The organism is Nonomuraea sp. ZG12 (assembly GCF_052068115.1).
GTDB lineage: Bacteria > Actinomycetota > Actinomycetes > Streptosporangiales > Streptosporangiaceae > Nonomuraea.
In genome coordinates, this window is sequence record NZ_JBQHCW010000002.1 from 376,776 (window position 1) to 399,093 (window position 22,318).

General features: G+C 72.4%; 28 protein-coding genes. 13 read left to right on the forward strand and 15 right to left on the reverse strand.

Annotation, left to right across the window (positions count from 1 at the left end; genetic code table 11):
• Nucleotides 1-14 precede the first annotated feature (14 nt).
• Together ACTMTF_RS08795 and ACTMTF_RS08800 are read left to right on the forward strand one after the other, a co-directional pair.
• Nucleotides 15-356, forward strand: coding sequence for a winged helix-turn-helix transcriptional regulator (locus ACTMTF_RS08795; RefSeq protein WP_397016158.1), 342 nt, complete (start codon nucleotides 15-17; stop codon nucleotides 354-356).
• Nucleotides 357-459: 103 nt separating this feature from the next.
• Nucleotides 460-966 carry a hypothetical protein gene (locus ACTMTF_RS08800; RefSeq protein ID WP_441110134.1) on the forward strand — a complete coding sequence of 169 codons (507 nt, stop codon included), beginning with the start codon at nucleotides 460-462 and terminating at the stop codon, nucleotides 964-966.
• Here the strand turns inward: ACTMTF_RS08800 and ACTMTF_RS08805 are convergent.
• The 3 genes from ACTMTF_RS08805 to ACTMTF_RS08815 are packed head-to-tail and all read right to left on the reverse strand — an operon-like array spanning nucleotide 941 to nucleotide 3,884.
• Complete coding sequence (locus ACTMTF_RS08805) at nucleotides 941-1,645, reverse strand: DNA-binding response regulator (protein ID WP_397016162.1); 705 nt, start codon at nucleotides 1,643-1,645, stop codon at nucleotides 941-943. The two genes, ACTMTF_RS08800 and ACTMTF_RS08805, sit on opposite strands and share 26 nt — an antisense overlap.
• Nucleotides 1,615-2,733, reverse strand: coding sequence for a hypothetical protein (locus tag ACTMTF_RS08810; protein ID WP_441110135.1), 1,119 nt, complete (start codon nucleotides 2,731-2,733; stop codon nucleotides 1,615-1,617). The genes ACTMTF_RS08805 and ACTMTF_RS08810 overlap by 31 nt, the downstream gene beginning before the upstream one ends.
• A complete protein-coding gene (locus ACTMTF_RS08815) occupies nucleotides 2,730-3,884 on the reverse strand; it encodes a sensor histidine kinase (protein ID WP_441110136.1) in 1,155 nt (384 codons plus the stop codon). Before ACTMTF_RS08815 ends, ACTMTF_RS08810 begins: the two co-directional genes overlap by 4 nt.
• Before the next feature lie 300 nt (nucleotides 3,885-4,184).
• On the opposite strand from ACTMTF_RS08815, the gene ACTMTF_RS08820 reads away from it, so the two are divergent.
• Nucleotides 4,185-4,982, forward strand: a complete 798-nt coding sequence (locus tag ACTMTF_RS08820) for a protein phosphatase 2C domain-containing protein (RefSeq protein ID WP_441110137.1) — start codon at nucleotides 4,185-4,187, stop codon at nucleotides 4,980-4,982.
• Between the two features lie 4 nt (nucleotides 4,983-4,986).
• On the opposite strand, the gene ACTMTF_RS08825 is transcribed toward ACTMTF_RS08820, so the two are convergent.
• The gene (locus ACTMTF_RS08825; protein WP_441110138.1) at nucleotides 4,987-5,523 is read right to left on the reverse strand and encodes a hypothetical protein; all 537 of its coding nucleotides are present in this window, start codon (nucleotides 5,521-5,523) and stop codon (nucleotides 4,987-4,989) included.
• A gap of 31 nt (nucleotides 5,524-5,554) precedes the next feature.
• Nucleotides 5,555-5,962: a hypothetical protein gene (locus ACTMTF_RS08830; protein ID WP_441110139.1), complete on the reverse strand. Its 408-nt coding sequence runs from the start codon at nucleotides 5,960-5,962 to the stop codon at nucleotides 5,555-5,557.
• 121 nt (nucleotides 5,963-6,083) lie between these two features.
• On the opposite strand from ACTMTF_RS08830, the gene ACTMTF_RS08835 reads away from it, so the two are divergent.
• Entirely contained in the window at nucleotides 6,084-6,452 is a 369-nt protein-coding gene (locus ACTMTF_RS08835; RefSeq protein ID WP_441110140.1) for a MerR family transcriptional regulator, read from the forward strand.
• Nucleotides 6,453-6,461: 9 nt separating this feature from the next.
• Here ACTMTF_RS08835 and ACTMTF_RS08840 read toward each other — a convergent pair whose 3' ends face one another.
• Entirely contained in the window at nucleotides 6,462-6,944 is a 483-nt protein-coding gene (locus ACTMTF_RS08840; protein ID WP_397016175.1) for a DUF4396 domain-containing protein, read from the reverse strand.
• A gap of 64 nt (nucleotides 6,945-7,008) precedes the next feature.
• Complete coding sequence (locus ACTMTF_RS08845; RefSeq protein WP_441110141.1) at nucleotides 7,009-7,428, reverse strand: DUF6010 family protein; 420 nt, start codon at nucleotides 7,426-7,428, stop codon at nucleotides 7,009-7,011.
• Between the two features lie 214 nt (nucleotides 7,429-7,642).
• Here ACTMTF_RS08845 and ACTMTF_RS08850 point away from each other — a divergent pair, with 214 nt between their 5' ends.
• A complete protein-coding gene (locus ACTMTF_RS08850; RefSeq protein WP_441110142.1) occupies nucleotides 7,643-8,605 on the forward strand; it encodes a GlxA family transcriptional regulator in 963 nt (320 codons plus the stop codon).
• 8 nt (nucleotides 8,606-8,613) lie between these two features.
• Here ACTMTF_RS08850 and fusA read toward each other — a convergent pair whose 3' ends face one another.
• Together fusA and ACTMTF_RS08860 are read right to left on the reverse strand one after the other, a co-directional pair.
• Entirely contained in the window at nucleotides 8,614-10,683 is a 2,070-nt protein-coding gene (gene fusA / locus ACTMTF_RS08855) for an elongation factor G (protein ID WP_441110143.1), read from the reverse strand.
• A 316-nt stretch (nucleotides 10,684-10,999) separates the two neighbouring features.
• Nucleotides 11,000-11,590, reverse strand: coding sequence for a TetR/AcrR family transcriptional regulator (locus ACTMTF_RS08860; RefSeq protein ID WP_441110144.1), 591 nt, complete (start codon nucleotides 11,588-11,590; stop codon nucleotides 11,000-11,002).
• 84 nt (nucleotides 11,591-11,674) lie between these two features.
• Between ACTMTF_RS08860 and ACTMTF_RS08865 the strand changes: the two genes are divergently transcribed.
• Both ACTMTF_RS08865 and ACTMTF_RS08870 read left to right on the forward strand, forming a co-directional pair.
• Nucleotides 11,675-12,709, forward strand: coding sequence for a saccharopine dehydrogenase NADP-binding domain-containing protein (locus ACTMTF_RS08865; RefSeq protein WP_441110145.1), 1,035 nt, complete (start codon nucleotides 11,675-11,677; stop codon nucleotides 12,707-12,709).
• Nucleotides 12,706-13,560: an NAD(P)H-binding protein gene (locus ACTMTF_RS08870; RefSeq protein WP_441110146.1), complete on the forward strand. Its 855-nt coding sequence runs from the start codon at nucleotides 12,706-12,708 to the stop codon at nucleotides 13,558-13,560. The genes ACTMTF_RS08865 and ACTMTF_RS08870 overlap by 4 nt, the downstream gene beginning before the upstream one ends.
• On the opposite strand, the gene ACTMTF_RS08875 is transcribed toward ACTMTF_RS08870, so the two are convergent.
• Complete coding sequence (locus tag ACTMTF_RS08875) at nucleotides 13,550-14,287, reverse strand: helix-turn-helix transcriptional regulator (protein WP_441110147.1); 738 nt, start codon at nucleotides 14,285-14,287, stop codon at nucleotides 13,550-13,552. The two genes, ACTMTF_RS08870 and ACTMTF_RS08875, sit on opposite strands and share 11 nt — an antisense overlap.
• A gap of 109 nt (nucleotides 14,288-14,396) precedes the next feature.
• Between ACTMTF_RS08875 and ACTMTF_RS08880 the strand changes: the two genes are divergently transcribed.
• Genes ACTMTF_RS08880 through ACTMTF_RS08890 form a run of 3 tightly spaced genes read left to right on the forward strand, consistent with a single transcriptional unit; the run spans nucleotide 14,397 to nucleotide 15,723 of the window.
• Complete coding sequence (locus ACTMTF_RS08880; protein ID WP_441110148.1) at nucleotides 14,397-14,906, forward strand: DUF2231 domain-containing protein; 510 nt, start codon at nucleotides 14,397-14,399, stop codon at nucleotides 14,904-14,906.
• Between the two features lie 35 nt (nucleotides 14,907-14,941).
• Nucleotides 14,942-15,352, forward strand: a complete 411-nt coding sequence (locus ACTMTF_RS08885) for a hypothetical protein (RefSeq protein ID WP_441110149.1) — start codon at nucleotides 14,942-14,944, stop codon at nucleotides 15,350-15,352.
• 11 nt (nucleotides 15,353-15,363) lie between these two features.
• Nucleotides 15,364-15,723 (forward strand): arsenate reductase family protein, encoded by a 360-nt coding sequence (locus ACTMTF_RS08890; RefSeq protein ID WP_441110150.1) that lies wholly within the window; start codon nucleotides 15,364-15,366, stop codon nucleotides 15,721-15,723.
• 63 nt (nucleotides 15,724-15,786) lie between these two features.
• Here the strand turns inward: ACTMTF_RS08890 and ACTMTF_RS08895 are convergent, their stop codons facing one another.
• From ACTMTF_RS08895 to ACTMTF_RS08905, 3 genes are all read right to left on the reverse strand, one after another.
• Nucleotides 15,787-16,080 carry a hypothetical protein gene (locus ACTMTF_RS08895; RefSeq protein WP_441110151.1) on the reverse strand — a complete coding sequence of 98 codons (294 nt, stop codon included), beginning with the start codon at nucleotides 16,078-16,080 and terminating at the stop codon, nucleotides 15,787-15,789.
• Nucleotides 16,081-16,091: 11 nt separating this feature from the next.
• On the reverse strand, nucleotides 16,092-16,259 hold the full coding sequence (locus ACTMTF_RS08900) for a hypothetical protein (protein WP_441110152.1): 168 nt from the start codon (nucleotides 16,257-16,259) through the stop codon (nucleotides 16,092-16,094).
• Between the two features lie 127 nt (nucleotides 16,260-16,386).
• Entirely contained in the window at nucleotides 16,387-17,721 is a 1,335-nt protein-coding gene (locus ACTMTF_RS08905) for an RNA-guided endonuclease InsQ/TnpB family protein (protein ID WP_441110153.1), read from the reverse strand.
• Between the two features lie 67 nt (nucleotides 17,722-17,788).
• Between ACTMTF_RS08905 and tnpA the strand changes: the two genes are divergently transcribed.
• Nucleotides 17,789-18,205: an IS200/IS605 family transposase gene (gene tnpA, locus ACTMTF_RS08910; protein ID WP_441110632.1), complete on the forward strand. Its 417-nt coding sequence runs from the start codon at nucleotides 17,789-17,791 to the stop codon at nucleotides 18,203-18,205.
• A 214-nt stretch (nucleotides 18,206-18,419) separates the two neighbouring features.
• On the opposite strand, the gene ACTMTF_RS08915 is transcribed toward tnpA, so the two are convergent.
• Nucleotides 18,420-18,851 (reverse strand): hypothetical protein, encoded by a 432-nt coding sequence (locus ACTMTF_RS08915; protein WP_441110154.1) that lies wholly within the window; start codon nucleotides 18,849-18,851, stop codon nucleotides 18,420-18,422.
• A 165-nt stretch (nucleotides 18,852-19,016) separates the two neighbouring features.
• Here ACTMTF_RS08915 and ACTMTF_RS08920 point away from each other — a divergent pair, with 165 nt between their 5' ends.
• Complete coding sequence (locus ACTMTF_RS08920; protein WP_441110155.1) at nucleotides 19,017-20,219, forward strand: NAD(P)/FAD-dependent oxidoreductase; 1,203 nt, start codon at nucleotides 19,017-19,019, stop codon at nucleotides 20,217-20,219.
• A gap of 49 nt (nucleotides 20,220-20,268) precedes the next feature.
• Here ACTMTF_RS08920 and ACTMTF_RS08925 read toward each other — a convergent pair whose 3' ends face one another.
• Nucleotides 20,269-21,120: a UbiA family prenyltransferase gene (locus tag ACTMTF_RS08925; protein ID WP_441110156.1), complete on the reverse strand. Its 852-nt coding sequence runs from the start codon at nucleotides 21,118-21,120 to the stop codon at nucleotides 20,269-20,271.
• A gap of 127 nt (nucleotides 21,121-21,247) precedes the next feature.
• On the opposite strand from ACTMTF_RS08925, the gene ACTMTF_RS08930 reads away from it, so the two are divergent.
• On the forward strand, nucleotides 21,248-22,318 hold the full coding sequence (locus ACTMTF_RS08930; RefSeq protein ID WP_441110157.1) for a type III polyketide synthase: 1,071 nt from the start codon (nucleotides 21,248-21,250) through the stop codon (nucleotides 22,316-22,318).

The following is a 22,318-nucleotide window of genomic DNA, read 5'->3' on the forward strand; positions in this document are numbered from 1 at the left end:
GCTAGCATAGAGCCATGGCCACGCAGATCGAGACGGGCGCCTGCATACGCGCCGAGGAAGGGCTGACGCGCGCTTTCTCCCTGCTCGGCAAGCGCTGGAGCGGCGTCGTGCTCGGCACCCTCGGGCCCGGACCCGCCGGCTTCCGCGAGCTGTCCCGGGCGGTCGACGGGGTGAGCGACTCGGTGCTGTCGGACCGCCTGTCTGAGCTGACCAGAGCAGGCCTGATCGCTCGGACCGTGGACGAAGGACCTCCGGTCTCGGTCTCCTACGAGCTGACCGAGGCGGGCCGGGCCCTCATTCCGGCGCTGCACCAGCTCTCGGCCTGGGCCGAGGAGCACCTGCCCGCGCAGAGCTAGGCACCGCGGAGGCGGTGCCGCCGAAACGCTGGAGGAGCGGCCGGGTGCGGCGTATGGTCGCGCATGTGACGCCCTCACCTGTGCGCGGCGACGGAAGCGGCGCATGATCGACCCAGGCCCCCGCGTCGTCCTGGTGCCTGACCTGGGCGAGGACCTGGCCCGCGCCATGGCGCGGCTGGAGGAGTCGCTGCTGATCCTGCGGGCCGCCGAGGCGGACGGGGCGGTGCTGCCCGGTCCCCTGGCCGGCGGCGCGGCCCTGGGCGCGCTGCGGCGGCTGTGGCAGGCGCTGGCTCCCACCCAGGGCCGGCGCGCGGCGGCCGCCTGGCACGCGGGGCGGCTCTACTCCCCCGGCCGGGACGAGCTCGTCCCACTACGCCTGGTCGACGGGGGCGCGGTGCGCGAGGCCCTGGAGCCGGACGGCGCCGAGCTCGTCGCCGTGGCCGCCGGCATCAGCGGCCTGCTGGACCTGGCCGACACCGGCGACACCATCCTGCTGCGCGAGCGCCTGGCCGCCGCCGGCCTGGGCGCCGACGTCGTGCTCACCCCCGTGGAGGAGCGGGCCTACCGGGCCACGACGGACCGGTTCAACGCGATGTGGCCTCGTCCCTGACCTCCGCGGCCAGAGAGGTGTAGACGGTCACCTCGTCGGGGCTGATGAGACCGTCCTGGATGGCGCAGACGAGCAGCTTCTCCTTGGTGGGCGCGGGCCGGCCCGCCGCCGCGTACTTGATCCGGGCCCGGTCGATGTACTGCCGGACCGTGCGCTCCTTGATCCCCATCCGGGCCGCCACCGACGCCTTCGACATCGACTGGAACCAGAACAGCAGCGCGGCCCGCTCCTTGTCCGACAGCTGCGGCCGGTGCGGGCTCTCGTCCGTCGCGATCGCCTGCGCCATCGGCGGCGTCACGCTCGGCCTGTCGGCCGCCACCTCCAGGAGCGTCTCCAGGCAGGACTCCCGCGTGGCCCGCCCCTTGCCGATGAACGCCGAGGCCCCGGCGTCCAGCACCACGCGCACCGTCTCCGGCTCCTCGTGCTCAGAGAAGACGACCACCCGCTGCCCGCCCCCGCACAGCTCGGCGATCCGGTCGATGACCATGGTTCCGTTCAGGTTCAGGTCGAGCAGCAGCACATCGGCGTCCGTGCCCTGGACGGACTCGATGGTGGGCCCCTGGGCGACCAGCTCCACCGGCCCCGGCTGCCGGAACCACGACCTGACCCCGTCCACCACCACCTGGTGGTCCTCCACCAGGGCTACCGTCACCCGCCCTGCCAGATGCTGTTGACCCATACCTCCCCTTCCTGCCGCTGATAGGTGACGACGACCCCGCTGGACTCGTGCACGGGGCCCGCGCTGATGGGCAGGTCGTCGCTGTCGGCCACGACGGCCACGCTCACCATGGCGGACATCGCGGACACGGTGACCCGGGCCCGCGACCTGGCGCCGTCCAGTGCCTGGATCGGCGCTCTGAGCAGATCCTCCCGCACGCCCGCCGGCAGGGCCGGCAGGTTCGCGCCGAACGGCGGCGCCGTCACCAGGACCTTGCGCCGCTCGGCCGCGTCGATCCGCCGGCGCAACGTCGACACCAGTTCGTCGGGCAGGTCCTCCCGCTCGGTGATGAGGCGGCGCAGCCGCATGGCCCCGGCCGTGCAGTCCTCGCGTACGCGGGGATCGCCCGGATCGGCGCCGTCGGCGAGCTGCTCCAGCAGCGACTCCGCGACCTCGCGGATCGCGGCGTAGCGGCGTAGCCGGTCGGCGTGGATGGTCCGCGCCGAGGTGCGCCAGGCGTCGTCGGCGGCGAGCCTGCGGGCCAGCAGCACGGCGTCCTCCGCGCGGGAGCGCAGGGTGTGGCTGCCCGCCATGTAGCCGAGCTGCAGGGTGGCACTGCCGGCCATCACCACCAGGTACTTGGCGATCGAGACCCGGTCGAGCGTCCCGGTCACGGCCATCGCCGCCAGCATGATGCCCGCGTTCGCGCACAGGAACGCGATCACCTCGGCCCGCCAGCGCGGCCGGTTCCACAGCAGCACGACGCCGAGCCAGCCCACCGATCCCCAGCCCCAGTCGATCGGGCCGAGCAGATCCGCGGGACGGCAGGCCAGGATCACCGCGACGTCCACGGCCAGGGCGGCGACGACGAGCTCGCGTACTCTCGCCGGGCCGCGGGAGGAGCGCGTCAGCGCGAGCGCGGCGATCACCGCGATCGCGGTGTGGACGATCCAGGCGAGGGCCGCCAGCTCCGGCAGGCGGTAGTCCTGCCAGCCGGTGATCGTCATGGTGAGGTCGTAGCCGAGGTGCCAGGCCATGGTGATCACCAGGGCGCCGATGGCGGTGTAGCGGATGTAGCGCCGCGCCACCTGCTCGATGTCGTCGGTCATGGCCGCCACCACAGGCTCACTTTCGTGCCCTGGCAGCCGGAGGAGATCTCCGCGCCGCCGTTGGGCAGGGAGCGCATCGTGTCGAGGATGGAGCCGCGTACGCCGAACCTGTCGGGCGGTAACCGGTCCTGGTCGAACCCGCCGCCCTCGTCGGCGACCTCCACGCGGATCTCGCCGGCGTGGTGGCACGAGACCAGCTCGGCCTCGCGCACCCCGGCGTGCCGGGCGATGTTCGCCAGCGCCTCGGTGACGGCACGGGCGAACCGCTCGGCCACGTCGCCGGGCACCGTCGCCGGGATCAGGCTCCGGTGGACCTCCAGGCCCGTCGCGCGGCCGGCCACCTCCTCCAGCAGGGCGTCCAGGGCGATGGGGGCGGAGTCGGCGCGCGGCCTGTCGCGCAGCCGATCCAGCGCCGACAGGTCCGTGACCGCCTGGGCGCGCAGGGTCGCCGAGGGCCCGTCGTAGGTGCCGAGGCCGACCATCGTCAGCGTGTGCAGCGAGGTCTCATGGACGCTGCTGACCTGCCTCAGCTCGTCCTCGCGGCGCAGCCGTTCGACCATGAGCGCGATCTGGGCGCGCGCGCTGCTGTGGAGGAAGGCGTCGGCGGACGCGGCCGAGCGGCGCAGGAGCGTCATCAGCAGCACGATCGAGACGATCTGCACGAGATGGATCACCAGGGTGCCGTAGACGTCCTGCGCGGGCGAGGCGAGCCGCATCCCCACCAGGTACGCCCCCGCGACGGTCAGCGCGGCGGGGATCGCCACCCTGGGCGTCCAGGCGACCACGGCCAGGATGATGCTCATCGTGACCAGCCCCGCGATCCAGCTGGCCCCGCCTTCGAGCGCCTCCGCCGCCACCAGGTGGCGCTGCGCGAGGCAGAGCGCGACGGTGGTGACCACATCACCGGCCACCTGCCATCCGCGCAGCGGCCGCCGCCGCCAGGCCAGGCGCAGGAACAGGGCGGTCCACCCGAGTTCGAGCGCCAGCAGGGGCGCCAGCCACAGGACGGAGACCGGCGCGGCGGCGCCGAGGATCGCGGCGACGGCCATCACCAGGCCCGTCACACCGCGCACGCCCGTGGCGGTGCGCGTGACGGCCGACTCCACCTGCCTGGCCGCCGAGTCGTATCGGGTGGATCCGAGGTGCGTCACGTGCCGCCCGCCCGTGATGAGAGCACAGGAAGGGCCTCACGATAGCGCACCGGGTGAGAGTGAGCCCGCAGAAAGCTCCGGGCAAGTCGGCGGATGGAGTCATGGGGCGCATGGCGTATCCCTCGGGCCGTCTTTCGTACGGCATTCGCCGCATTTCTCACCCTGGCCGCCTCGACGGCCGCCCGGCATGACGGTCGATCGGCCGTCAGTCGCATCACCCCGGGGAAGCGTTCAATGGGCCCGTGTCGCGACGACGCGATACGGGCCCAGTGTCGTGACGACGCGACGAAAGGGGACCTCATGACCTTCATCGTGGTCACGATCCTGGCCAGCTGCCTGTCCGCGATGGCGGTGCACGGCCGGCGCAGGAGCTGGCCTCCCGGTCTGCCGGCCACGCGGCCCCGGCTGGTGGCGGTGGGCGGCACGTACGAGGGCTCGCACGGCCACCCTTCCGACGCGTACGTCATCCAGGAGCGGCTGATCGCGGCGGCCGCCGGCGTCGGCGGCGCGGAGCTCTCTCAGAGCGCCGCGGCCCTGGCGCTGGGCGCCGTGGTCGCCGCCCGGCCGCAGCACCCGGGCAGGCGGGAGGAGGACCTGACCGACTGCGCCCAGGTGGCGCACCACGCCGTGCGGACCGCCGCCATGAGCACGCCGGCCATGTCCGGCCTGGCCAGCACCCTGGACCTGATCATCCTCGATCCGGGTGAGCGCCCGTGCCTGCGCTACGCGCACGTCGGCGACGGCGCCATCTGGCACTGCGCCAAGGGCGCAGAGCCCCGGCTGCTCACCACGGCGCACCCCGCCGGCGACGGCTCGCCGCCGCACGCGGCCGGCCCGGCGTCCGGCCCCGGCCCCCAGGCCGGCACCGTGCCCCAGGTCGCCGTGCCCCAGGTCGGCACCGTGCCGCTGCGGCCGGGTGACCGCGTCGTCATCGTCACCGACGGCGTGATCCAGGCCCTCGGCCTCCCGCGGCTGACGGCGCTGGTCGCCGCGGGGGCCTCCCCCGCCGTCTGCCTGGACAGGTTGTACGACGAGATGGCGGCCGTCGAGCCGAAGGACGACGCCACGGTGATCATCGCGGACTTCGTGACCGTCTGACCCGTCAGCCGGTCACCAGGTCGAGCCGCTGGTACAGGCCGTACACGAAACGGGCGCGGTAGGCGGCGCCCTCGTGCGTGAAGTCGACCGCCCAGTGGTGCGGGGCCTGGCCTTCGCGGTGGGCGGCTCCGGGGAAACTCGCCTGGACGTCGGCGACGACGCACCGCCAGGCGGTCAGCTCCTCGAAGGTCACGGCGGCCGGGGCTCCGGGGCGGACGAACCACTGGTTCCACAGCCCGCCATCGGGGCCGAGCAAGGCTTCGTACTCCAACCCCGGCCAGGACGGCAGCGCCCAGCGAAGCACCTCGCAGGTCAGGCTGCCGAACGGCTGCGGCCCCCGGTGGGCCGGCGGGCCGAGGGCGGCCCGCAGCGGAGCCGCGCCCTTGCGGACGTGGATCATCCTGGTCCACTGGGTGTGCGAGGCGCGCAGCTCGGCCCGCGAGGCACCCATGGCCTCGATGCCGGCCGCCACCCTCTCGGCGTTGAGGTCGCGCATCCGATGCATCAAGGCCAGCTCGAACTGGCGAACCCCGAACTCCATGCCCACCAGCCTGCCAGTAACCCAGCGCCGGTCAGCCCGCCCGGCCGTGCGTGACGGGCAGCCCTGTGCCGGTCAGGCGCTCGGCCAGCTCCTCGGGAGCAGCCGTGGGGTCGCCGGGCAGGCGGTAGAACTCCTCCAGGACGGCACGGGCGAGGTCGTCGTCGGCCACGGCGGCGTCCCAGAGCACCTCGTCGCCGTCGGTCGTGACGGCGAAGGCGAAGAACGCGCAGCAGGCCTTCTCCCGGACGGTCAGGTCGCGGACCCACGCCTCGACGCCCTCGTCGGCGCGCAGCCGGAACCGGATGCCGTGCGCGGTCCGCTCCCGGCCGATGTAGGCGGTGTCGAAGAGCCGCCGGTATTCGGCCAGTCGCTCCGGCATGGTGTCGAGGGCGCTGCTCAGGTCGCACGCGATGGGGGTGGATGACGCTGGGATGTCCACGGCCGCTCTCCTCCTGGTCGGGCTTGTGGTGCCTGCACCCAGACCCTAAAGTCTGGACTCAGGTCAAGAGTCAAGGGATATGGCGAGTCTGGATCCGTTCAAGAGCCGAGGAGTGTGGCGCGTGAAGATCGGGCAGGTGGCCAGGGCGGCCGGGGTGAGCGTTGACACGGTCCGCTTCTACGAGCGGCGCGGCGTGCTGCCCGCCGCGCCGCGCAGGCCGTCGGGTTATCGCGTCTTCGACGGGTCCGCCGTGGACCGGATCCGCTCCGCCAAGGCCATGCAGGAGCTCGGCTTCACCTTGGAGGAGGTCGTCGACGCCCTGCGCGCGCACGACGCCGGCGACGCCACCTGTGACAGTGAGCGGTGGCGCCTGGAGGCGGTGGTGGACCGGCTCGACGCCAGGATCGCCGAGTTGACCAGCGCCCGCCGGGGCGCGCTGGAGAGCCTGGAGGACTGCCGGTCCGGCCGGTGCCGGCTCGTCGGCGGGTAGGCCGCCGTCTCAGTGGTGGTAGGCGTGGATGACGGCGTGGCCCTTGCCCCGGCCGATGATCCACTTGTTGACCGGGGTGGTGACCACGAACGCCACCGCGAAGGCGACGGCCAGCGCCCCCCAGAACAGGGCCGAGGTCAGCCCGGCCGTCATCGCGCCGGGGATGACCAGCATCACGCCGTTGTCCACGATCTCCATCACGATGATCGACACTGTGTCGGCGGCCAGCGCCAGCTTGACCGCCGAGCCCCAGCCGACCCCAGCCCTGCGCAGCGGGATCAGCGTGAGCAGATAGCCGAACATGAAGGCCAGGACGACGGCCAGGGCGATGGAGGGGGCGACGGACCAGCCCAGGGCCGTCGCGATCACCAGGCCGAGGACCTCGCCGATGGCGCACCCGGTGAGGCAGTGCAGGGTCGCCGAGGCGGCCATCCCCCACGTCGCCTTGCCGATGGTGTGCTGCTCGGCATGGCCACCATGGTGCTCGGACATGTCGCTTCCTCTCATGGACATAGCCCGAACTTATACCCATGGGGGGTATCTTGCAACGGACGCCCTACGAGGCGGCCCGGTCCGGCCGCACGCGGGCCAGTCGCGCGCGGAGGTAGCCGGTGACCGAGACGCCGCCGGTGAGACACCAGAGGGCGATCACCGGATCGCAGATCGCGCAGCCGAAGGAGGAGTGCTCCGCGAAGGGGATGATCGGGCTGCCCTTCAGGTGGTGCAGCACGTCCCAGCCGGTGTGCAGCAGCCAGCCGATCCCGATGAACGTCCACGACTCCAGGCCGCGATAGGCGCAGTAGGTGACGACGGCCGTGAAGGCGAACTCCCAGAGGCCGAGGCCCCCGCTGCTGAGGTAGGCCGCCCCCGCTCCGGCCACCATGACGGCGTTGAGGCGACGCCGGTGCGGCTCGCGGATGAGGGACATCAGTGACACGTAGGCGATGCCGATCAGAATCGGCGCGATGACGGTCATCGTCGGGACACGTCCTCAGAGTGGGGTGACAGCGTGCGGAAGGCGGCCTGTCCGGAAGGCCGCCTAGAGGCTAGCCAGCGCTCACGCCCTGCTCCTAGTGGCAGGATTGACAACTTCCCACGGGATCTCGCCATCAGCCTCCGAACAGGTGGAAGACCTTGATGTAGGGCCATCACCCGGTGGCGTGAACCCGGTGGCACGGTAGGTTCCGGCCATGCACACCGTCGCCGTCCTGGCGCTGGACCAGGTGATCCCCTTCGACCTGGCCACGCCCATCGAGGTCTTCACCCGCACCCGGCTCCCCGACGGCCGCCCCGGCTACCAGGTCCGCGTCTGCGCCGAGCGGCCGGAGGTCGACGCCGGTGCGTTCGCCCTGCGCGCGCCGTGGGACCTGGACGGCCTCAAGGACGCCGACACGATCATCGTGCCGGGGACCGCCGGCCCCATGTCCCCCCTGTCACCCGCCGTCGGCGACGCGCTCAGGGCGGCGGCCGCGCACGGCACCAGGATCGCCTCGATCTGCACGGGCACGTTCGTCCTGGCGGCCACCGGGCTGCTCACCGGCCTGCGCGCCACCACCCACTGGGCCGCCGCCGACCGGCTCGCCGCCGCCCACCCCGATCTCGACGTCGACCCCGACGTGCTGTACGTCGACAACGGGCAGTTCCTCACCTCCGCCGGCGCCGCGGCCGGGCTGGATCTGTGCCTGCACCTGATCCGCCGCGACTACGGCTCGGCCGTCGCCGCCGACGCGGCCCGCCTGTCGGTCATGCCGCTGGAGCGCGAGGGCGGCCAGGCCCAGTTCATCGTCCAGCGGCACCCGCCCACCCCCCGAGGCTCCACCCTCGAACCACTGCTCACCTGGATGAGGGAGAACCTGGCCCGCGACCTCACCCTCGCCGATCTCGCCGCGCACGCGGGCATGAGCACCCGCACCCTGATCCGCCGCTTCCGTGAGCAGACCGGCACGACGCCGCTGCGCTGGCTGCACCTGGCCCGGGTCCGCCAGGCGCAGCACCTGCTGGAGACCACCCGGCACTCCGTCGAGCGCGTCGGCGCCCAGGTGGGTTTCGGCTCGCTCACCACCTTCCGTGACCACTTCAAACGCACCACCGGCGTCAGCCCGCAGACCTATCGCCGCGCCTTCCGCCCGGCGGACGGCGCCTCCGCTGAGTGACGACGCGTTTACCCGGCCACCCCACTCGGCGCCGGAGCGTACCCGGCGGGCCGGGTGGTGAAGGTCCCGCGGCCCTGAGTGCGGCTACGCAGGCGGGTCGCGTAACCGAACAGCTCCGCGAGCGGCACGGTGGCGGTGATCACCACCATGCCGCCGGGCCCGGTCCGCGCGGCCGAGCCCGACACCCGGCCCCGCCGCGCCGCCAGGTCGCCCAGCACCCCGCCGACGGCGTCCTCCGGCACCGTGGCCGTGACCTCGACCACCGGTTCCAGCAGCACCATCGCGCAGGCGCGCAGTGCCTCACGCAGCGCGAACCGGCCGGCCGTCCGGAACGCCAGCTCCGAGGAGTCCTTGGCATGGGTCGCCCCGTCGGTCAGCGTGACGCGCAGCCCCGTCACCGGGTGGCCGCCCAGCGGGCCGTCGGCCAGCGCGTCCCGGCATCCGGCCTCCACCGCCCGGACGTACTCCCGGGGTACCCGGCCGCCGACGACGGTGGAGCCGAACGCGAAGCCCGTCGCGCCGTCTCCGTCCAGCGGCCGCACGTCGAGGACGACATGGGCGTACTGCCCGGCTCCGCCGTCCTGCTTGACGTGCCGGTACAGCAGCCCGCTCACCCCACGGACCACGGTCTCCCGCAGCGCGACCTGTGGCCGCCCCACGCCGACGTCGAGTCCGCGGTCGCGGCGGATCTTCTCCACCGCCACCTCCAGATGCAGCTCGCCCATCCCCGACAGCACCGTCTGACCGGTCTCGGAGTCCGTCCGGACGGCGAGCGACGGATCCTCCTCGACCAGCCGCGCCAGCGCCGTCGCCAGCCGCTCGGCGTCGGTGCTCCGGCGCGCCTCGACCGCCACGGACACCACCGGGTCGGCGACGACCGGCGGTTCGAGGAGCAGCGGCGCCGCCGGCGCGCACAGGGTGGCGCCGGGCCGGGCCGCCTTCAGCCCGACCACGGCGACGATGTCACCGGCCACCGCCCGCTCGACCTCGGTGTGCCGCTCCGCCCGCACGCGCAGGATCCGGCCGATCCGCTCGGTGCGCCCCGCGCCCGCGTCCAGCACCGTGTCTCCCTTCCGCGCCGTTCCCGAATACACCCGCAGGTACGTCAACCGCCCGGTCGCGGTGGCGTTGACCTTGACCACGAGCGCGGCGAACGGCGCCTCCGGATCGGCCGCCCGAGCCACCTCCACGCCGTCCTGGAGACCGCGTACAGGCGGCACGTCAAGCGGTGAGGGCAGGTAGGCCACGATCGCGTCGAGCAGCGGCTCGATGCCGCGGTCGCGGTAGGCGGAGCCGCACAGCACCACCACGCCCTCGCCCGTGCGAGTGAGGTCGCGCAGCGCGGCGGTGAGCGTCGGCGCGGAGATCTCCGGCTCCGCGCAGAACTCCTCCAGCGCCGCCGGGTGCAGCTCGGCGACCGTCTCCTCCAGCAGCCGGCGGCGCCGCCGGGCCTCCTCCAGCAGCGCGGCGGGCACCGGCCCCTCGGTCATGGAGTCGCCGGCCCAGACCAGCGACCGCATGGTCAGCAGGTCCACCACGCCGGTGAAGCCGTCCTCCCTGCCGATCGGGAGCTGGACCACCAGCGGCGTCACGTTCAGCCGCTCGCGGATGGACTCCACGGCCGTGTCGAGGTCGGCGCCGGCGCGGTCGAGCTTGTTGACGAAGGCGATCCGGGGCACCCCGTGCCGGTCGGCCCGCCGCCACACCGACTCACTCTGCGGCTCGACGCCCGCCACGGCGTCGAACACCGCGACGGCGCCGTCGAGCACCCGCAGCGAGCGCTCGACCTCGTCGGAGAAGTCGACGTGGCCGGGCGTGTCGATGAGGTTGATCCGGTGGCCGTCCCAGGCGCAGCTGACGACCGCGGCGAAGATGGTGATGCCGCGATCCCGCTCCTGGGAGTCGAAGTCGGTGACGGTCGTCCCCTCGTGGACCTCGCCGCGCTTGTAGGTGGCGCCGGTGAGGTAGAGGATCCGTTCGGTGACGGTGGTCTTACCCGCGTCGACGTGGGCGAGGATGCCCAGGTTGCGGAGGCCGGTCAGCGGTTCGGCGAGGTGATGGTGCGGGTTGGTGCGCATGGCCCGGAGCCCTTTCAAGGACGAGCTGAGGTCAGGACAGCGCGATTCCCGGACGTGACGGCCTGCTCGGCCCACGCGGAACGACCGCGTGGGGCATGCCGCGGGCAGGGGTCAGGCGTTCGCCGGGGACGTCCGGTGCCGGCCGCGCAGCGGGCACCGGGACGGCGAAGACACCAGGATCACCTCGAAGCGTGACCGGGGAACGGCGGCGGTGATGTCACGCACGGCTCGCTCCCCTCGCTCGTCATGGCGCGCGGGCTGCGCGCCGGTTCGGGGCGAGTGTACTGAAATGATCGCGGCCGGAGAACTGGTTTTATCAGATCCGCAACGCCCCCAGCAGGCGGTCCGCCTCCGCCGCGAGGCTGGGCAGCTCGGCCACCGGATCGTCGGCACGGGCCAGGAGCATTCCCCCTTCGCACAGGGCGCCGAAGACGAGCTGGGCGCGGGCCGGCAGGTTCCCCTCCGCGATCAGGCCGTCCGCCCGGGCCAGCCGCATGCCGTCGAGCAGCACCCGCAGCGTGTGGCCGTACTCGATCTCCCGGACCGTCTCCCAGCCCAGCACGGACGGCCCGTCCAGGATCACGATCTGCCGGAAGCCGGGGTCCAGGCAGTGCTCCAGGAAGGTGCGGCAGCCGTGGCGCAGGGCGGCCCAGGCGTCGCTCTGCTGGAAGGCGACCCGTTCCAGGGTGGCGGCGATCTCCTCCTGCTCCCGGACGAAGGCCGCCCGGAACAGCGCCGTCTTGCCGCCGAAGTGGTGGTAGACGGCTCCCTTGGTCACGCCGGCCGCCGCGGCGACCGCGTCGATCGAGGTGGCGGCGTAGCCGTCGGCGCCGAACAGCCGCTGCGCGGTGGTGATCAGCTGGGCCGTGGTCGTGTCGGAGCGCTCGGCCTGGGTGCGGCGGGTCATCGATCCCCCATTGACTTGCATACTCGCGGTATGTAACTTCGGAGACAAGTTACATACCATCAGTATGAAACCTTGAGGTGAGTCGTGTCATCACCACCCATCGCCATCTACGGGGCCACCGGCCACACCGGACGCCTGGTCGCCGCCGAGTTACGGGCCCGCGGCCGGGACGTCATCCTGGCCGGTCGGGACGGCGGAGCGCTCAAGGCGCTGGCCGACGAGCTCGGCGGGGTCCCGGCCCACCAGGCCGCCCTGGACGACCCGGACGCGCTACGGGCCCTGGCGGCGCGGGCGGCCGTGCTGGTCCACTGCGCCGGCCCCTTCACCGAGACCGGCCGGCCCGTCGCCCGCGCCGCCGCCGAGGCCGGCTGCCACTACGTCGACCACGGCCTGGAGCAGCACCACACCGCCTGGATGTTCGACGTCATGCGCGAGCCGGCCGAGAGCGCGGGCATCACCATGATCACGGCGATGAGCTTCTACGGCGGGCTGGGCGACCTGCTCGCCTCCGCCGTGGCCGGCGGCCTGACCGGCGTCGACCGGCTCGTCGTCGCCTACGCGGTGACCGGCTGGCGGCTGACCACCGGCGCCAGGAAGACCGCGGAGCTGCTGTTCGCCGACACCCGCCGGATCTCCTACACACAGGGCGGCTTCCAGGTCGGTTACGTCGAGCCGCGCAACGTCGTCTTCCCCTTCCCGCCGCCCCTCGGCCCGCGCACGATGATCGCCCCCCTGCCCTCCTCCGACGTCGTGACCATCCCCCGGCACGTGGCCGCCCGCGAGGTGGAGGCCCAGCTCACCTCGCGCACCTTCGAGGAGGAGCAGGCGTTCACCAGCGAGCACGTCGACGCCGGCACTCGGGCCGGGTCCGACTTCACCGTCGCCGTCCAGGCCATCACCGCGGACGGCAACCGCGCCGGGCAGGTCAGCGGGCACGATCTCTGGCGGGCCAGCGCCGTCGCGTCCGTGGAGGCCGCCGTCCGCCTGGCCGACGGCCAGGGCCCCGCGAGCGGCGGCGTCCTGAGCCCGGCTGAGGCCTTCCCCGCCGAGCCGTACCTGCGCGAGCTGGAACGGCTCGGGCTCTTCACCGTCAGACTCCCGGACGGGGCGCCGCGATGATCCTCGTCACGGGCGCGGCCGGCGGGCCGCAGGGGTCGACCGGCCGCGCGGTCGCGGGCCACCTGCTGGAGCGCGGCGAGGCGGTGCGGGCCTTCGTGCACGCCGACGACCACCGCGCCGAGGAGCTGCGGAAGCTCGGGGCCGAGGTGGTCGTGGGCGATCTGCGCGAGATCTCCTCTGTACGGCCGGCCGTACGCGGGGTGAGCCGGGCCTTCTTCACCTATCCGGTGACGGCCGGCCTGCTGGACGCCACGGGCGCCTTCGCGGCGGCGGCGCGGGAGGAGGGGGTGGCGCGCGTGGTCGAGGTGTCGCAGCTGGACGCCTCCCCCGACGCGCTCACCCCCCGGATGCGCCGGCACTGGGTGGCCGAGCAGGTCTTCGACTGGGCCGGGGTGGGCGCGGTGCACCTGCGGGCCGCGGTGTTCTTCGAGAACCTGGCCGCGGTGGCGGCCGCCGCGGGAGACCGCCGCGAGCTGGCCCTCCCGCTGGGCTCCAGGGACACGCTGATCCCGCTCGTCGCGGCGGCCGACGTCGCCAGGGTGGCGGCCGGGCTGCTGCTGGACCCCGGGCCCGCCGAGCCGGTGTGCCTGGTGACCGGGCAGATGGCGACCGTCGGCGAGGCGGCCGACGCCATGGGGGTGGCGTACGTCGATCTGCCGCCCGAGGAGTGGGAGGCGCGGGCGATGGAGATCTACCGCGACCCGTACACGGTGGAGCACCTGACCCACCTGTGGGCGATCTTCCGCCTCATCGGCGCCGGCCACCACCCGCTCTACGGGGTCACCGAGAGCATCGAACGCATCGGCGGACGGCCGCCGACGACCCTGCGGGAGTTCGTCCTCAGCCGGTAGACGCCTGGCTCTCCCGGCCCTGCGGCGGCGGGTCGCCCGCGCCGAGCTCCACGCAGCACGCGCCCGGCCTCGGCGCCAGGGTGGCGTCGAGCGTGGTGGCGCCCAGGCCGTCGAGGACGCCGGTCAGGAAGGCGTGGTTGATCGCGCAGACCAGGCCGGGATCCCTGGCGGCCATCGGATGGAACGGGCAGTTCTGCAGCCGCATCAGGGTCGGGGTGGCGCGCTCGGGCTCGAAGCCGTGCCGTTCGAGCAGCTGCCCGGCGCAGGTCAGGGCCCGCTCCGCGCCGAGCCGTCCGGGCTTGAGCCGGCCCCGCTCGGCCCGGCCGAGGTCGCGGCCGCGCTCGGCGGCCACCCGCAGCGCGGCGTCCCGGCCGCTCTCCGTGGCGTCCTGATCGCGTACGGCCTGCAGCAGGATGTCGGCGAGAAGGCCGTGCTCGCGCGGCGGGATGCTCACCTGGACGTCCAGGTCGGTCGGTTCGTACACCTTGGGAGCGCGCCCCACCCTGCGCAGCCCGGCCGGCTGGGCGTAGCCCGCCGACAGCAGGCCCACGTCGACCAGCTTGTCGAGGTGGAAGGCGGCGAGCTTGCGGGAGATGCCGACGCTCTGTGCCGCCTCGTCCCGCGTCACGGGCCGGCCCGAGCGCCGGATGAAGTCGTACATGCGGCGCCGCAGGTCGTCGCTGAGCGTCGCGACGGCTTCGATCGGAGAGGCGTCGTCCTGGGCCATACAGAGAGGTTAACACCTATTGTCATGGGCTGAACGAGCTTTCCTCCCCGGAGTATTGACGGGCTTCTCGTATTTCACTAAGACTTGTTAGCGAAATAGGAGGTGGCCCTTGTCCGGTCCGCTGCATCAGGCCAAGCGTCCGTCGACGATCCTCGCCGGGACGTACGGCCATCCGCTGCATCCCGTCCTGGTGACGGTGCCGATCGGCGCCTGGGTGACCAGCCTGGTCTTCGACGTCGCCTCCCATGTCGTCGACGACCCGGGTTTCCTGGTCAAGGGCTCGGTGTGGCTGATCGCGGTGGGCGTGGTCGGGGCCACCGCGGCGGCCATGCTCGGCTTCCTCGACTTCCTCGGCATCCAGCCCGGCACCGTGGCGTTCCGCACCGGGCTGGCGCACCTGAGCCTGAGCCTGCTGATCACCGTCGCGTACGGCGCGGCCTGGGCCTGGCGCGCCGCCGGCGGCCCGGGGTCCGAGCCCGTCGGCGCGGCCCAGCTCGCCCTGTCCGCGATCAGCCTGGCCGCGCTGGCGGTCTCGGGGTCGCTGGGCGGGAGACTCGCCTACCGCTTCGGCGTACGCGTCGCCGACGAGAAGACCCAGGCCGAGGGTTTCACCCCCTGACCGACCACCATCGCGTCATCAAGAGAGGCACTTCCATGGCCATCGCCGCACTCGTCACCTGGGTGCTCGCCGCACTCGGCGGGTTCTACATGCTGGGCGTCTGGATCTCCAAGGGCGGGCTCCGCCGCGAGGGGCGCGCCCCCACCCGCTTCCCCGCTCCGGTGCTCTTCGGGCACTTCCTGCTCGCCGCCACCGGCCTGATCGTCTGGATCGTCTACCTGGCCGTCGGCGCCCCCGCGCTGGCCTGGGCCGCGCTGGTCATCCTGTTGCCGGTCGCCCTGCTGGGCTTCGTCATGCTGGCCCGCTGGATCCCCGTCCACCGCGCCCGCGCCACGACGGCCGCGCCCGCCGAGCAGAGCATCCCCGTCGCGGTCGTCGTGGGCCACGGCCTGCTCGCCGTCGTCACGCTCGTCCTCGTCCTGCTCACCGCCCTCGGCATGGGCTGACGTAAGGAAGCATGGAGTCCATGGAGATCTGGATCAACCCGGACTGCTCGAAATGCCGCTCCGCCCTGTCGATCCTCGACGCCGAGGCCGCCGCCTACACCGTGCGCCGCTACCTCGACGACCCGCCTACCGGGAGCGAGATCCGCGAGGTGCTGGCCAGGCTCGGCCTCGAACCGTGGGACATCACCCGCACCGGCGAGCCGCGAGCCGTCGAGCTGGGCATCGACACCTGGCCGCGCGAGGACCGTGACCGCTGGATCGACGCGCTGGCGGCCGACCCGATCCTGATCCAGCGGCCGATCATCACGGCCGACGACGGGAGTGCGGTGGTCGGCCGCAGCGAGCAGGCCGTGCGCTCCCTGCTCCCCTGACCCCGGCGTCGCCCCGCCGGGCCAGGACGAGCAGGCCCTACGCCCCCTCGCCCCTGCGCCGCCTTACCGGGTCAGCGCCCTGAGGTCGGCGATGGCGGACCGCTCCTCGTCGTAGACGGCCTCCACGCGCTTACCGAGGTCGGCCAGGAGCGCGGTCGCGTCGCCGCCGGGGAAGGAGGCGTCGGCGGCGGCGCGTGCCCGCCAGAGCGTGGCGGCCGCTTCCGCCGTCCGCTCGGCGCCCGCGCTGCCCTCCTCCATGACGCTCTGCTTGATCCCCGCCGTCAGGTCGCGGATCCGGGCGAACTCCGGGACAGTCGCGCAGCCCCTCCCGCACGGCGCCCGCGAGCGCCGCCTCACCCAGCACGGCCTCACCCAGCACGTGCGTCACGTTCTTGTACGATCCGACCCGCGCCCGAGCGGCGTCGAGCCGATCCCGTGGGACGTGGATCCGCGGCGAGCTTGGCCCCGGCCGCCCGGACGCCGTCGGCGGTGTGCTGCTCGTACGGCACGCCGAGGCGGGTGAGGGTCTTGTCCATCCAGCTTTGGTAATACTGCCACTGGTTGCGGAACGCCAGGACCACGTGGCGGCTGTCGTGCTCCTGCTGGAACTCCCAGAGGATTTGACCTGCTCCCCGCCCCGAAGGGATGGGGATTTCCGTGCCGCTATGCGGCAGCTCGTGCCGCTTGCGTGGCCCGTGCTGTGGAACGGGGTGCTTGACGTTTCGCGGACCCGGGTGGGTCTCCACGCCCTGAGACGACCAGCCCGGCCGCCTGTCCTTTGGTCTTGATGTTCCTCGCCCCGACGATGTCGGCGTGCTCGGTGTGCCCGCAAGAAGTGCAGGAGAAGATCGCTTGGCTCTTGCGGCTCTTCTCCTCCACCTTCCCGCACGCAGGTTTCGGGCACGTCTGGGACGTGTACGCGGGGTTGATCTTATGGATGGTGCTGCCGGTGTAGCGGGCCTTGGCGCGCAGGGCGACTTCCAGGCCGTACCAGCCCTTGTCGAGAATCGCCTTGTTGAGCCCGGATTTCGCCGCCGCGCCGGTGCGGAGGAACCTGCCCGGCAGGTCGGGGTCGGGTTTCGGTTTGACGGCCGCGCTCATGCCTATGGTGTTCAGGTCTTCGATGACCACGTGCCCGTACCTGCGGGTGAGTCGGTGCGCGGCCTGGGCGTTGAAGTCAGCGCGCCGCCACCGGACCCGCCGCATGATCTCACCCATCGCGGACACGATCGTCTTGCGGCGCTTCGATCCCTTCTTCGTGCGGGCGAGCCGGCGTTGCAGCCGTAGATACCGTTGCGCTTCGCCGGGCGTGAGATACCCGAGGTCGTCGGCCCGGTCCTGTTTCGTCTCCGGTGGCGGCTCGCTGGAGGACACCCCGCCGGTTCCGGCGTGGCGGCGGTCGAAGAACTCTCCGTCCGATGTCACGGCGGCCGTGACGACCCCCCGGTCCACGCCCGCCCATTGAGGGCTCGCGTGTTCCGCATGCTCGGTGATCCCATCGTCGATGAGGAAGCTGATGAACCAGTGCTCGCCGTCCCGGGACACGGTCGCGGACTTGACGGTTCCCCCGAGCGGGCGCGACATCCGAAACCGCGCCCACCCGAACTTGGGCAGGAACACCCGCCCCCACCTACGGCCGATCCGCTCTACGGGGAGCTGTTTGGCGGTGGGGAACCGAAACGAGGGCCGCCACTTCGCCTTCGACTTCCAGCGCACCTTCCACGTGCCATGCTCGCGGCACGCCGCATCCAGGTCCTTGAGGGTCTGCTGGATCACCTGGGCGGGGGCGTCGGCGAGCCAGCCGCAGTACGGGTCCTTCTTGGCATCGGCGAGTTGTGCGCACTGCTCGGCATAGTTGATCCACTCCCCGCGCCTCAGGTATTCCCGGCGTTGTTCGAGACCGGTGTTCCACACGGCCCGGCAGATCCCGCCCAGCCTGTCGGCGAACGCCCGCTGCCCGAAGTCGAGCTCCAGGCGGTACTTCCGGCCCGCCAGCATGCATGAACACCCCCTCTCCCACGGGACGCTCACGTCTCACGGACTCGAACAAATTATCATCTGGTCTATAAGCCTGGAAGTGGAATATCGACGAGGCAGGCACGTGGTTTCCGCGATGCACGTCCATCTGGTCTTTGTCACCAGATATCGCACAAATGTATTCAACGACGCGATGCTGCACCGCTGCGAAGACATCATGATCGAGGTGTGTGACAGTTTCGAGGCCGAGCTCCGCGAGTTCATCGGCGAACACGACCACGTCCACCTGCTCGTCCACTACCCGCCCAAGGTCGCGATCAGCAAACTCGTCAACTCGCTGAAAGGCGTCTCCTCGCACTACCTTCGCAAGGAGTTCAGTGGCCACCTCAACCGCGCCATCATGCATGATCGCTTCTGGTCACCCAGCTACCTCGCCGCCTCCTGTGGCGAAGCGCCACCATCGATCATCAAGGCGTACATCGAACAGCAGCGCCGCCCCACCTGAGGTTCCGGATCCGCGCTCCGGGACACCCCGACAGCGGGCCAGCTATCCCCCAAAGGGAGACCGCATTCATCCCCGACCTGAAGCTGAAGGCCGAGGCCTTCTGCGGACCTTCGGTAACTCTCGCCCGTCTTGGCCATCCGCTCACGGATGCAAGCTTTAATACACAGCGGCGGCTGCCGGAAGGCAGCCGCCGCTGGTGATGGGCAGGTCAGGCTTAGTAGATGCGGTACTTCTTGCCGCAGTTGTCGAACTTGCCGGCCCAGCAGGTGTAGGTGTAGACCTTGCCGATCCCGTGGCCGCTCCAGGAGCCGACCTTCTTGCCGTCCCAGGCGTGGTTGAACTTGTGCCAGGAGCCGTTCTTGTAGACCTGGAACCAGACCCAGCCCTTCTTACCGCCGAACTTGTCCACCCCGTACCACTTCGTGAACACCTTGCCGTGGCTCTTCCACGTCTTGCCGTAGGTGTAGGCCTTGCGGTCGCTGGAGAAGAACTTCCCCCACTTGACGACGGTGGCGGTGCCTGCGGTGCTGGCGGTGGTGGTGGTGACGCCGGCCGTCTGCGTGGCGGCCTGAGCGGCGGGAGCGACGGCGAGGCCGGTGACGGCCATCGAACCGGCCAGAGCGGCGATCGCGAGAGTCTTGCGCATTTCGGGTTCCTCCCCCAGTGGGTGCTGCCGGTTTGTCCGACACCACGGAGATTACGAGCGTTCGGCCCGGCGATCTGCGCACTAGTCCACACACCGGATGTGCACTACTGCACACACCGGCGCCAAGGCGTTTTCCCCGCTACCAGCGGTGGCACAGTCCCTGCCATGGATGACTCCAGAGGTGGCGGCAGCGCTCAGGACCGAGGCGTAAGAGACCAAGGCGTGTGGGATCTGGTGGTCGTGGGTGGGGGGCCGGCGGGGGCGGCGGCGGCGCTCGGGGCGGTGCGGACGCGGCCCGGCCTGCGGGTGCTTCTGCTGGACAAGGCGGACTTCCCGCGTGACAAGGCCTGCGGTGACGGCATCGCCGCGCACGGGCGTGACGAGCTGGCCAGGTTGGGCGTTCCCGACCTGATCGACGACTACCGGCCCACGCCCCGCCTGTCGGTCGTCTCCCCCAGCGGAGTCCGGGTCTCGGCCGACGTGTCGCGGCCCAACCACGTGGTGCCCCGGATGGTGTTCGACGCCCGGCTGATCGAGGCCGCGCGGGCCGGCGGCGTTGAGGTGCGGCGGCACCGCGTCAAGGCGCTCGACCCGCACGGGCCGGAGGTCGTCGTCGACGGCCGGTTCAGGGCCCGTGCCGTGGTCGCCGCCGACGGCGCGAACTCGGCCGTGCGGCGGCTGATCGGCCTGCCCGTCACCGCCTCCCGGCACACCGCCATCGCCGTCCGGGGCTACGCCGACGTGCCGGAGGCCGACGACGTGCAGCTGATCGCCATGCAGAAGGCCGGCTGGCCGGCGTACGCGTGGTCGTTCCCCATCGGGGACGGCACCGCCAACGTCGGCTTCGGCATGCTGCTGCCCCGACTGCACGCCACCGGTTCACCCGGACGGCAGGTGCTGCACGGCAGGCTCGCCGAGCTGCTGCCCGACCGGCCCGCCCGCGACCTGCGCGCCCATCACCTGCCGCTCTCCACGGGCCGGCCGACGCCGGGCGCGGGACGGGTGATGCTCGCGGGCGACGCGGCGAGCCTGATCAACCCGCTGACCGGCGAGGGCATCTACTACGCGCTGCTGTCGGGGCGGCTCGCCGGGGAGTCCGCCGTCGAGGCCCCCGACGACCCGCTGCCGCTCTACCGGCGCAGGCTCCGCCGGGCGCTCGGCCGGCATCTGCGCACCACCGACGTGCTCGCCCGCCTGGCCCAGTCGACCGGCTTCATCGACGCGGCGATCGGCACCGCCGTACACCGCAAGGAGGTCTTCGACCTGCTGGTGGAGGTGGGGCTGGGCGCCGGCACGGTCCCCCCGCCGCTGGCGCTCGCGGTGGGCGCGCGATGGCTGCGCGACACGCTGGGCGGCACCAGGCGGTGAACGCGGCACCGCATCCGACACCGCTCCCAGCACCGCTCCCAGCACCGCGTCACGCGGTGAGGGAGGCGCCGTTGGCCAGGAGGAGGATCACGTCCACGCCTGCCACGGCGATGGCCGTACCGAACGGCAGCCGTGACGACCCGCGCGCCTGGAGCCCCGCGGCCGTGAGCGTGCAGGCGACGGCCAGGGCCGTCCAGCCGGCGAGGCCGGGCGGCGCGTGGCCGAAGACGAGCAGGCAGGTCGCGGCCAGCAGCGGCACGGGGATCAGCGCGCGCACGGTGGCCGCGCCGAGCCGCTGCGGCAGTCCGCGCACGCCGGTGGCCAGGTCCCCGTCGATGTCGGGCAGCACGTTGGCCAGGTGCGCGCCGACCCCCAGCAGCGCGGCGGCCAGGACCGCCCACCACGCGGGCCACGGCGCGCCCGGCAGCCCGAGCGTCACGAAGGCGGGCAGGCTGCCGAACCCGATCGCGTACGGCGCCCACGACAGGAGGGTGCCCTTCAGCCCGTAGTCGTAGGCCCAGGCCGCCAGCACCCCCACGAGGTGAACGGCGCCCGCCATCGGGCCGGAGGCGAGGGACAGCGGCACGCAGCACGCCAGCGCCACCACCGCGGCGACCCGGACGGCGCGCGCGCTCACCGTGCCGTCCACGATCGGCTTGCCGGCGCGGCCCGCCGTCGCGTCGCGGCGCGCGTCGACGGCGTCGTTGCACCAGCCGATCGACAACTGCCCGGCCAGGACGGCGGCGGCCACCAGGACGCACCCGGCGGCGTCCCGTCCGGCGGCGACGGCAAGGGCGGTGACCAGGGCGGTGACGGCCACGGTCGGGCCCGGGTGGCAGGCGCGCGCCAGCCCGGCGAGGGCGCGGGCCGACGCGGCGGGCGGCTGTCCGATGTCGGTCACAGGCTCGATCGTAGGCGGGGCAGGGGTTGCCGCGAATTACTCGCCATGCCGCCATGGCTTAACCGACCTTGCCGATGGGAAGCGTGCGGGGAGTGAGAGTTATCGGCTGAATGCACCGGGAGCCTCCATGACCCACATCGCCGCAGTCCGCTGCGCGTTCCCTCCTAACAGATACGCGCAGTCCGAGCTCACCGACCTGGCTGCGCGCGTGTGCCTCCCGGAGAACGCCGACCGGCGGCTGCTGGACCGTTTGCACGAAAGCGCCCGCGTCGACCACCGCAACCTGGCCCTGCCGATCGAGGAGTACGAGAAGCTGACCGGCTTCGGCGCGGCCAACGACGCCTTCGTCTCCACCGCGGTCGAGCTGGGCCGGGAGAGCGTCAGCGCCGCGCTGAAGGCCGCCGGGCTGACCCCGGGGGATGTCGACCTGATCATGTTCACCTCGGTGACGGGCATCGCCGCGCCGTCGATCGAGGCCCGGCTGGCGGCGGAGCTGGGCCTGCGGCCGGACGTGAAACGGCTGCCGATCTTCGGCCTGGGCTGCGTGGCGGGCGCGGCGGGGATCGCCCGGGTCCACGACTATCTACGCGGCTGGCCCGATCATGTGGCGGTGCTGCTGTCGGTGGAGCTGTGCTCGCTGACCGTGCAGCGCGGCGACTCCTCACCGGCCGGGCTGGTCGCCAGCGCGCTGTTCGGCGACGGCTCCGCGGCCGTGGTGTGCCACGGCGACGGCCGTGCTCCGGCGGACGAGGCGGAGCCGGCGGGCCCGGCGGTGGTGGCCACCCGCAGCCATCTCTATCCCGGCTCCGAGCACGTCATGGGCTGGCAGGTCGGTGACGGCGGATTCCGGGTGCTGCTGGATGCGAGCGTTCCCTCGGTCGTGCGACAGTATCTCGCGCAGGACGTGCACGACTTCCTGGCCGACCAGGGCCTGACGATCGAGGAGGTGGCGGCGTGGGTGTGCCATCCGGGCGGTCCGAAGGTCCTCGAAGCCGTGTCGGAGGTGCTGGACCTGCCGGCCGGGGCGCTGGACGTGACCTGGCGGTCGCTGGCCGACCACGGCAACCTGTCCTCGTCGTCCGTCCTGCATGTGCTGGGCGAGACGCTGGCCACGCGCATGCCGGAGCCCGGCGCCTGGGGGCTTCTCATCGCGATGGGCCCCGGTTTCTGTTCCGAACTCGTCCTGCTGCGCTGGTGA

What these genes read in the sequence shown, in the direction of transcription:
- ACTMTF_RS08795 (WP_397016158.1), top strand. Translation starts at nt 15, where the DNA reads ATGGCCACGCAGATCGAGACGGGCGCCTGCATACGCGCCGAGGAAGGG.
- ACTMTF_RS08800 (WP_441110134.1), top strand. Translation starts at nt 460, where the DNA reads ATGATCGACCCAGGCCCCCGCGTCGTCCTGGTGCCTGACCTGGGCGAG.
- ACTMTF_RS08805 (WP_397016162.1), bottom strand. Translation starts at nt 1,645, where the DNA reads ATGGGTCAACAGCATCTGGCAGGGCGGGTGACGGTAGCCCTGGTGGAG.
- ACTMTF_RS08810 (WP_441110135.1), bottom strand. Translation starts at nt 2,733, where the DNA reads ATGACCGACGACATCGAGCAGGTGGCGCGGCGCTACATCCGCTACACC.
- ACTMTF_RS08820 (WP_441110137.1), top strand. Translation starts at nt 4,185, where the DNA reads ATGACCTTCATCGTGGTCACGATCCTGGCCAGCTGCCTGTCCGCGATG.
- ACTMTF_RS08825 (WP_441110138.1), bottom strand. Translation starts at nt 5,523, where the DNA reads ATGGAGTTCGGGGTTCGCCAGTTCGAGCTGGCCTTGATGCATCGGATG.
- ACTMTF_RS08840 (WP_397016175.1), bottom strand. Translation starts at nt 6,944, where the DNA reads ATGTCCGAGCACCATGGTGGCCATGCCGAGCAGCACACCATCGGCAAG.
- ACTMTF_RS08845 (WP_441110141.1), bottom strand. Translation starts at nt 7,428, where the DNA reads ATGACCGTCATCGCGCCGATTCTGATCGGCATCGCCTACGTGTCACTG.
- ACTMTF_RS08850 (WP_441110142.1), top strand. Translation starts at nt 7,643, where the DNA reads ATGCACACCGTCGCCGTCCTGGCGCTGGACCAGGTGATCCCCTTCGAC.
- fusA (WP_441110143.1), bottom strand. Translation starts at nt 10,683, where the DNA reads ATGCGCACCAACCCGCACCATCACCTCGCCGAACCGCTGACCGGCCTC.
- ACTMTF_RS08860 (WP_441110144.1), bottom strand. Translation starts at nt 11,590, where the DNA reads ATGACCCGCCGCACCCAGGCCGAGCGCTCCGACACGACCACGGCCCAG.
- ACTMTF_RS08870 (WP_441110146.1), top strand. Translation starts at nt 12,706, where the DNA reads ATGATCCTCGTCACGGGCGCGGCCGGCGGGCCGCAGGGGTCGACCGGC.
- ACTMTF_RS08875 (WP_441110147.1), bottom strand. Translation starts at nt 14,287, where the DNA reads ATGGCCCAGGACGACGCCTCTCCGATCGAAGCCGTCGCGACGCTCAGC.
- ACTMTF_RS08885 (WP_441110149.1), top strand. Translation starts at nt 14,942, where the DNA reads ATGGCCATCGCCGCACTCGTCACCTGGGTGCTCGCCGCACTCGGCGGG.
- ACTMTF_RS08890 (WP_441110150.1), top strand. Translation starts at nt 15,364, where the DNA reads ATGGAGTCCATGGAGATCTGGATCAACCCGGACTGCTCGAAATGCCGC.
- ACTMTF_RS08900 (WP_441110152.1), bottom strand. Translation starts at nt 16,259, where the DNA reads ATGGACAAGACCCTCACCCGCCTCGGCGTGCCGTACGAGCAGCACACC.
- ACTMTF_RS08905 (WP_441110153.1), bottom strand. Translation starts at nt 17,721, where the DNA reads ATGCTGGCGGGCCGGAAGTACCGCCTGGAGCTCGACTTCGGGCAGCGG.
- ACTMTF_RS08915 (WP_441110154.1), bottom strand. Translation starts at nt 18,851, where the DNA reads ATGCGCAAGACTCTCGCGATCGCCGCTCTGGCCGGTTCGATGGCCGTC.
- ACTMTF_RS08920 (WP_441110155.1), top strand. Translation starts at nt 19,017, where the DNA reads ATGGATGACTCCAGAGGTGGCGGCAGCGCTCAGGACCGAGGCGTAAGA.
- ACTMTF_RS08930 (WP_441110157.1), top strand. Translation starts at nt 21,248, where the DNA reads ATGACCCACATCGCCGCAGTCCGCTGCGCGTTCCCTCCTAACAGATAC.